Below are 7,119 nucleotides of genomic sequence, written 5' to 3' on the forward strand. Positions count from 1 at the left end.
CGGTACCAAAAGGATCAAATATGTAGAAGAGAATATAGCTGCTGCAAATATTACACTTAGTCAGGAAAATATTGATCTTTTGGAATCAATTATTCCTTTGGGAACAGATACTGGTGACAGGTATGCTAATATGAGTGGTGTTAATTTATAATATTAAAATATTTCAGTTATTGTAATTTGTTCTTTGTAGTACTCTTATTATAAATCATTTAATGCAGATGTTCCTTTAAGAAACTTATCACTTTCGCTCTAATAAAATCAGCATCGAACATAGGTCCAAAATGTGGTGCCCCTTCAACAATGATTAGTTCGTTGGGAATATCATTAATTGTTAACCATGATCTAAGTACCTGTGAATGTTTAACATCTACCAGATTGTCTTTTTCACCATGAATAATAAGAAATGGAGGATCGTTTTTATCAACATATGTGTTTGGACTAGCAAACTTTGCCAGGTCTGGACGCTCAACAGTAGTCGCTCCAATTAAAATTGCTTCAGGTGATTTTTCATCATTACCTCCTGGAAAAAGGATTAATTCCGTGGGACCATAAAAATCTACTACAGCATTTATATTGAAATTTCTGTTTGTTCTTTCTGAAAAGAAATCATCTATATTGTTATTTTTTGATAGTCCAACCATACATGCTAAATGACCTCCTGCAGAAAAGCCCATCACCGCAAACTTGTCATTGTCTATTCCATATTTATCTGCATTATCATAAATATATGAAATAGCCTTGTTGCAATCTTGAATCTGCGCTGGAAACAGAGCTTCTGTACTGAATCTGTAATCAATGGAGACTAACGCAAATCCATTTTCCACTACCTCTTTAACTGTCTCTTTCATATAGTTCATGTCGGCATATTTATCATTGCTTAACCAACCTCCACCATGAATGAAAAATAGTACAGGGACTTTTTCTTTTGCGTTGGCAGGAAGATAAATATCTAGCAGATGTTTTTCGTGAGAATTGTCATTATAGGATATATTGCCATATAAAACTGTACCTTCAGGAAATAAGCTTATTACAGGATTAGATTGTGAATAGACAGTGACTGCGAATAAAATGCAGACCATTATAATTGCGTTTTTCTTCATTTGATTTTTTATTTGGAGTGTAACAAATTACTTTACACACAAATATATAAAATAAGCAAGAATTATATTGTAATTTTGAACTTTAAAATGAGTCCATATGAATAATTCAGAGCTACTTAACCTGCGTCTTTATAATCATCTGCTACTAACTCATAATCTGAAAGAGCCGGTTGATATAGTAAAACATATGTGTGCCATGCAATCACAAGCATGGGATATAGCGAAATGGGTTATTGGTGTACGATTGCCCGGTAGTAATAATAATAGTGTAATTGAAGCATATTGCAAATCCGTTAAAAAAAGTGATAAACTAAACAGTTTACTATACAAAATAATATTATAAATTTATGATTAAAATTCCACAGTTTTATGATTTTAAAAATTGATAAAGATATTGAACTGAGACAGTTAAAATTTTCTGATGCCAAAGATATCTTTGAGACTATCGATTCGCAAAGGAACTATCTTGGCAAATGGTTACCTTTTGTTGAATCAACAAAGAGTATAACTGACTCTGAAATGTATGTTAACTCAGTAATTAATGCTGATGCAGATCACTTTGAATATGTTTTTACTATAAGGTATTGTGGTCATTTTGCAGGTATTATAGGATTCAAAGATACAGACAAAGTTAATAGGAAAACAGAAATTGGATACTGGCTATCTGAAGAGTATCAGAAAAAGGGCATAATGACAAAATCGGTTGATATTTTATGCAATTTTGCATTTAAAGCGCTTAATATAAATAAAATACAAATAAAGTGTGCCGTAGGAAACATACCAAGTAGTAATATTCCTAAAAGGCTAAACTTTATTTTAGAAGGTATTGAAAGGGACGGTGAATTGCTATCGGGGAGTCATTTTGTTGATTTAGAAATATATAGTAAATTAAAGTCGGACTGCAGACGAAGAACAAATAAGAATTAGAGTGTCTCATATATATTTATCAGTTACCTTTGCAGATAAATTAAACGGTGCATTTATAAAGATGGAAAATAAGGATTTAATTCGTATAAATAAATATTTTAGTGAAATTGGTTACTGTTCGCGAAGGGAAGCTGACAAACTGATTGAACAGAGACGTGTTACTATAAATGGCACTGTTGCTGAGATGGGGAGCAAGGTTTCTTATAATGATGAAGTTAGACTTAACGGGAAACTTATATCACCTAAGGTAGATGTTGATGGAAAGAAAAAAAAGCATGTTTACTTATTACTTAACAAACCACGAGGAATTGTATGCACTACAGATATAAGGAGGGAGAAAAACAACATTATTGATTTCATTAACTATCCAGAAAGAATATTTCCAATTGGACGACTGGATAAAGATAGTCAGGGATTGATCTTACTTACTAGTGATGGTGATATCGTTAATAAAATACTTCGTGCAGGAAATAATCACGAAAAAGAGTATCTGGTAAAAGTGAAGCATCCAATAACTAAAACATTTATTCAAAAAATGGGCAATGGTGTTCCAATTCTTGGAACATTGACAAAAAAATGTTTGGTGGAGCAAATAGACAGGTTTACATTCAGAATAATCCTAACTCAAGGTCTTAACAGACAAATACGACGTATGTGTGAATATCTGGGAAATGAGGTGGTTGAACTGGAAAGATACAGGATAATGAATATTAACCTTGATGTTCCAATCGGAAAATGGAGACATTTAACTGATAAAGAACTCAATGGTATTTTTAAAATGGTTAGACATTCTTCAAAGACAACAGTGATTTAATTTTCAATATATCTTTTAATCATATGGCTTACATTGATTATTATAAAATATTGGGGGTTGACAAGAATGCATCTGCAGATGAAATAAAAAAGGCTTATCGCAAACTGGCGAGAAGGCTACACCCTGATCTGAACCCTAATGATAAAGAAGCACACAGAAAATTTCAGGAGCTGAATGAAGCAAATGAAGTACTTAGTGATCCCGATAAACGTGCTAAGTATGATAAATATGGAGAAAACTGGAAACATGGAGAGGAGTTCGAGAAAGCCAGGGAACAATATCAACAACAGTGGGGAAACAATCAGCAATGGAGTAATCAGGGAGGTCAGACATTTTATACAGAAGGCGATTTCTCTGATGATGACTTCTCAGATTTTTTTCATTCGATGTTTGGATATGGTTTTACAAATCGCACTAGAACTTCTGGCAGACGAAACAGATATAAGGGAGCTGACTATCAGGCTGAATTGAGACTGACTCTCCGGGAAGCAATGAATACACATCAGCAAACCTTAACTATTAATGGTAAAAATGTGCGAATAACCATTCCTGCCGGAGTATCGGATGGACAGAAAATTAAACTTAAAGGATATGGACAGGAAGGTATTGGAGGTGGGCCAAACGGCGATCTTTATATAACATTCATAATTGAGGATGATACTCGGTTCAAACGACTTGGTGATGACATTTATACTGATGTTACAGTTGACTTATATACTGTCGTTTTGGGTGGTGATGTAACAGTGAATACTCTTGACGGACAGGTTAAAATGCAGATTAAACCTGGTACACAACCGGGTTCAAAATTAAGACTTAAAGGCAAGGGTTTCCCAGTATATAAAAGGGATAACAGTTTTGGTGATTTATATGTTACTCTAAGGGTACAAATACCGGAACATCTTACAGATGAAGAGAAAAAGCTATTTACCCAATTATCAAAAATCAGAAGATCATGAGTGAGAAAAGATTACGATATAGTGAATGCCTGAAAATATACGATGTGGAGGATTCATTTATAGACTCATTACACAATATGGGCTTGATTCATGTAGTGGTTCATGAAGATGAACGTTTTATAGAATACGATGAATTAACTGATCTGGAGCAATTCATTCGTTGGTATTATGATATGGACATCAATGTGGAGGGTATAGATGCTCTGCAGAACATGCTTAGCAAGGTAAAACAGCTTCAGACAGAAATAGAACAGCTAAAATATGAGTTATCCTTTTATAAGTCACTTTTATAGCCTCAGTCATTAAAAGTAAACCTGATGCCTACTCTTAAATTAAAACTAAAAGGTCGGTCTTTATATATTGTTTTTAATTCACTACTGTTCTTGAAGTAATAATCTATTCCTGGTTCAGCATATAAACCCAGATAATCAGATACTCTGTATTCTATTCCTACAGCAGAGTTAACTGACCATTGCAACTCTTTTTCCGTGATTCTTTCTGAAGTGGTTGACTCAAGCTGATTGTCTATATAATAGTTTGAGACAAGTCTGCCACAAACGTTCTTTTGCATATGTGCACCTGCAGTAAAGTAACCAAGAAAGTTGTTATTTTGCCAGAAGTTGTATGCTATGTTTAAGGGCACACCAATATAGTGCAACTTCTGATTATCATCATAATAATAATTTTCACCCTGGGATCGCAATTTAGACGACAACAATGAGTATGTTATACCACTCGTAATATTCCATTTGTCATTTATATTATATCTTAGAGTTAAACCTAAAGTGATTGGTTGCTCATGTTTTATATCGGTGTATGCACCTTCACGCGAATACTCTGAAAGGAATGCATACTGCTGATTAACTGTCTCTTTAAGAGCAAATGTACCATATCCGGGGAATGTTTCTGATGATCCGGAAGAAGTATTTGAGATGGAAACATTTGTTTGCCATCTGGATCTTTTTAAGTTGTCTATGTTGCTTGATGAAGCTATCAGTAATTCGTTCCCATCTTCAAGATTTTCTTTACTTATATCATTTACTACCTGTTCTTCTATAACAACGGGTTCATCAACTCTTTCAGTTACTATATCTTCGTTATATAATGTAATACCATTATTTATCTCAGTTTCGGAAGATTTATTTTCAGAAGTTGTTAATATATTACTTGAAGTAACTTTTGGTTTAATATTATTTTTAGCGAGTATAATATCAGGTACCTCTTTATTTAAATCTAACTCACTTTTATCTGCAAATTCTATATCTATGTTGTTTTCTTTTAAAATGGGTTCATGTATAGTATTGTCTTGTTTAATATTCAGTAGATAAAACAGAACAACTACTGCTGCTGCGGCGATTGCACTTATACTGATACTCCGTAATCTATGCAATTTCCTATTTTGTATATTAATTACTTTTCCAGAAATATAGTTTTCGGAAATATCCTTCTCTCCCAACATTATATCGGAATCAATTTGTCGCTCCAATTCTTCCCACAAACCATCGGGTGCAGTCTCTTCGTAAGAATTTATACGATTGCGGAGTTTATTTTGCCAAATATCGCTCATTATTCTCTTTATTTAACCTATACTTCTCTATCTCTTTAACTAACAACCTCTTGGCTCTATGAAACTGTGAGGCGGAACTATTCTCTGCAATATTCAACATTGATGCTATCTCTTTATGACTTTTCTCTTCAAACACATACAGGTTAAAGACTGTACGATAACCGACAGGAAGTGAACTAATCATCTCAAGAATGGCAGTTGTTGGAATATCTTCAAAATCCGGTTCAATGTTATCATTATCATCAGGTATATCCCAGTCATTCAAACTCATCAGCTGCATTTTATCGTTTTCCCTGATAAATTTTAGAGACTCATTCACGACGATACGTGCTGACCAGGCTTTTAGAGATCCTATACCTCTGTACTTAAAGTTATGTATTGCTCTGAATATTTTAAGAAAACTCTCCTGTAATACATCTTTAATATCCTCTTTATCTGATATGTAACGAGCGCATACAGCTGTTAGATAGCCGGAATAGGTATCATAGAACATCTTCATAGCAACTTTGTCACCATGCACAATTTGCTGAATTAGCTCACGCTCTCTGCTTTCGTCTTTTCTCATTTAAAGATTAGGTCTGGACATTACCATTTTAATTTTACTTTTTTTGTTTAAAAGGTTGTACCTTTTTGCAAAGGTACAACCTTACACTTTTAAATGAAATATTGAAAAGAAAGCATTGTATTAATATTTGCGTGAGTGATTAATTCAAGGGGATCACATTTCTTTGTTCTGCAATAGCATTTGTACCCGGAGTTGCAGTACGTGTTTTATAATCAAATTCCACTGATTTGGTAACGCCATTAAATGCATTCCAAATTAATTTTAATTTAACTGTCTCACCTTCTGTGTCTGGCAGATCATCGAGTTTAAATGCAACTAAACCATCTCCCATTCTACCGCCAACATCACCTTTTGCATCATGCCTGAACTCCACCTCGTAAGGGTTTTCAGGGTTGTTAGTAGGAATGAGGTTTACGTGATGGGTTACACCCATATTGCTCCATAATGTTCTGAAGCGAAGAGTAAGATATCCATCTTCGGCAATAGTTACCCAGTCACGTACTATTTCAACGGGATCATTTCCATACTTTTCATCGTTTTGATCTCCTAAATTTGGTGCCATTGGTTTTGTTCTTATACTATCAATCCAGTTTACGTGTACAGCTTTATCAAAATCACCACTTGGAACATCAACTTCTTTATAATTTACTAATGCTCTCACTTCCTTTCCTCCGTATGGATGGGTATTTATATTTACCGGAAGTAGTGTTGTTTGATCATCCAATTGGAAGAAGAGTTTATCATCAGCAGTCTCTTTAACTGTTACCAGGGCATTGGGATATCTTAGACTCATGTCATAATCATCATCATCAAGACATGAAGGTAAAATAATCATGCTCATAACAAAAAGTGATGCTAAAAGAAATTTGGTTGTTTTCATAAAATTGTAGTTTTTAAAAGTTACTAGTAATATGTTTCTTATTTTATCTCATTTAACGTTACTAATCTATTTCTTGAATTTCTAAAGGACTTAAGATATTATCATAATATCAATAATTATTACAACCCTTTATTAATTCGTTGCTGACTCTTAAATAGAGATGTGGTGATAATCTTGCATGTAAAAAAGTTAAAGAATTATAAACAAAATAAGCTACCAACCTGTTGAAACAGGAAACTATTACAAATACAATAAAAAATCAATTATGCGAAGAAAGTTTTACTGCTCATTAATTATATATGTTATTGCA

General features: G+C 33.5%; 9 protein-coding genes. 5 read left to right on the plus strand and 4 right to left on the minus strand.

The annotated features are described in order from the left end of the window. Nucleotides 1-209: 209 nt before the first annotated feature. Nucleotides 210-1,100: an alpha/beta hydrolase gene (locus tag PHO43_RS09495; RefSeq protein WP_045089456.1), complete on the minus strand. Its 891-nt coding sequence runs from the start codon at nucleotides 1,098-1,100 to the stop codon at nucleotides 210-212. A gap of 97 nt (nucleotides 1,101-1,197) precedes the next feature. On the opposite strand from PHO43_RS09495, the gene PHO43_RS09500 reads away from it, so the two are divergent. The 5 genes from PHO43_RS09500 (at nucleotide 1,198) to PHO43_RS09520 (ending at nucleotide 4,090) form a co-directional block, all read left to right on the plus strand. After that, nucleotides 1,198-1,443 (plus strand): hypothetical protein, encoded by a 246-nt coding sequence (locus PHO43_RS09500; protein ID WP_045089455.1) that lies wholly within the window; start codon nucleotides 1,198-1,200, stop codon nucleotides 1,441-1,443. 26 nt (nucleotides 1,444-1,469) lie between these two features. Next, on the plus strand, nucleotides 1,470-2,027 hold the full coding sequence (locus PHO43_RS09505; protein ID WP_053826436.1) for a GNAT family N-acetyltransferase: 558 nt from the start codon (nucleotides 1,470-1,472) through the stop codon (nucleotides 2,025-2,027). Between the two features lie 61 nt (nucleotides 2,028-2,088). After that, complete coding sequence (rluF, locus tag PHO43_RS09510) at nucleotides 2,089-2,841, plus strand: 23S rRNA pseudouridine(2604) synthase RluF (protein ID WP_045090863.1); 753 nt, start codon at nucleotides 2,089-2,091, stop codon at nucleotides 2,839-2,841. Nucleotides 2,842-2,864: 23 nt separating this feature from the next. Beyond that, nucleotides 2,865-3,797 carry a DnaJ C-terminal domain-containing protein gene (locus tag PHO43_RS09515; protein WP_045089453.1) on the plus strand — a complete coding sequence of 311 codons (933 nt, stop codon included), beginning with the start codon at nucleotides 2,865-2,867 and terminating at the stop codon, nucleotides 3,795-3,797. After that, complete coding sequence (locus tag PHO43_RS09520; protein WP_052673126.1) at nucleotides 3,794-4,090, plus strand: chaperone modulator CbpM; 297 nt, start codon at nucleotides 3,794-3,796, stop codon at nucleotides 4,088-4,090. The genes PHO43_RS09515 and PHO43_RS09520 overlap by 4 nt, the downstream gene beginning before the upstream one ends. Before the next feature lie 2 nt (nucleotides 4,091-4,092). Here the strand turns inward: PHO43_RS09520 and PHO43_RS09525 are convergent, their stop codons facing one another. From PHO43_RS09525 to PHO43_RS09535, 3 genes are all read right to left on the minus strand, one after another. Continuing rightward, the gene (locus PHO43_RS09525; protein ID WP_288010044.1) at nucleotides 4,093-5,364 is read right to left on the minus strand and encodes an outer membrane beta-barrel protein; all 1,272 of its coding nucleotides are present in this window, start codon (nucleotides 5,362-5,364) and stop codon (nucleotides 4,093-4,095) included. Beyond that, a complete protein-coding gene (locus tag PHO43_RS09530) occupies nucleotides 5,342-5,929 on the minus strand; it encodes an RNA polymerase sigma factor (protein WP_045089451.1) in 588 nt (195 codons plus the stop codon). Before PHO43_RS09530 ends, PHO43_RS09525 begins: the two co-directional genes overlap by 23 nt. Nucleotides 5,930-6,068: 139 nt before the next feature. Beyond that, complete coding sequence (locus PHO43_RS09535; RefSeq protein ID WP_053826438.1) at nucleotides 6,069-6,809, minus strand: NigD1/NigD2 family lipoprotein; 741 nt, start codon at nucleotides 6,807-6,809, stop codon at nucleotides 6,069-6,071. Between the last annotated feature and the right edge of the window lie 310 nt (nucleotides 6,810-7,119).

This window comes from Lascolabacillus sp. (assembly GCF_028696275.1).
In the GTDB taxonomy this organism is placed as follows: Bacteria; Bacteroidota; Bacteroidia; order Bacteroidales; family Dysgonomonadaceae; genus Proteiniphilum; species Proteiniphilum massiliensis.

Excerpts from the sequence above, each read along its gene's own strand:
- PHO43_RS09525 (WP_288010044.1), bottom strand. The coding sequence starts at position 5,364 with ATGAGCGATATTTGGCAAAATAAACTCCGCAATCGTATAAATTCTTAC.
- PHO43_RS09530 (WP_045089451.1), bottom strand. The coding sequence starts at position 5,929 with ATGAGAAAAGACGAAAGCAGAGAGCGTGAGCTAATTCAGCAAATTGTG.
- PHO43_RS09495 (WP_045089456.1), bottom strand. The coding sequence starts at position 1,100 with ATGAAGAAAAACGCAATTATAATGGTCTGCATTTTATTCGCAGTCACT.
- PHO43_RS09520 (WP_052673126.1), top strand. The coding sequence starts at position 3,794 with ATGAGTGAGAAAAGATTACGATATAGTGAATGCCTGAAAATATACGAT.
- PHO43_RS09500 (WP_045089455.1), top strand. The coding sequence starts at position 1,198 with ATGAATAATTCAGAGCTACTTAACCTGCGTCTTTATAATCATCTGCTA.
- PHO43_RS09505 (WP_053826436.1), top strand. The coding sequence starts at position 1,470 with ATGATTTTAAAAATTGATAAAGATATTGAACTGAGACAGTTAAAATTT.
- PHO43_RS09515 (WP_045089453.1), top strand. The coding sequence starts at position 2,865 with ATGGCTTACATTGATTATTATAAAATATTGGGGGTTGACAAGAATGCA.
- PHO43_RS09535 (WP_053826438.1), bottom strand. The coding sequence starts at position 6,809 with ATGAAAACAACCAAATTTCTTTTAGCATCACTTTTTGTTATGAGCATG.
- rluF (WP_045090863.1), top strand. The coding sequence starts at position 2,089 with ATGGAAAATAAGGATTTAATTCGTATAAATAAATATTTTAGTGAAATT.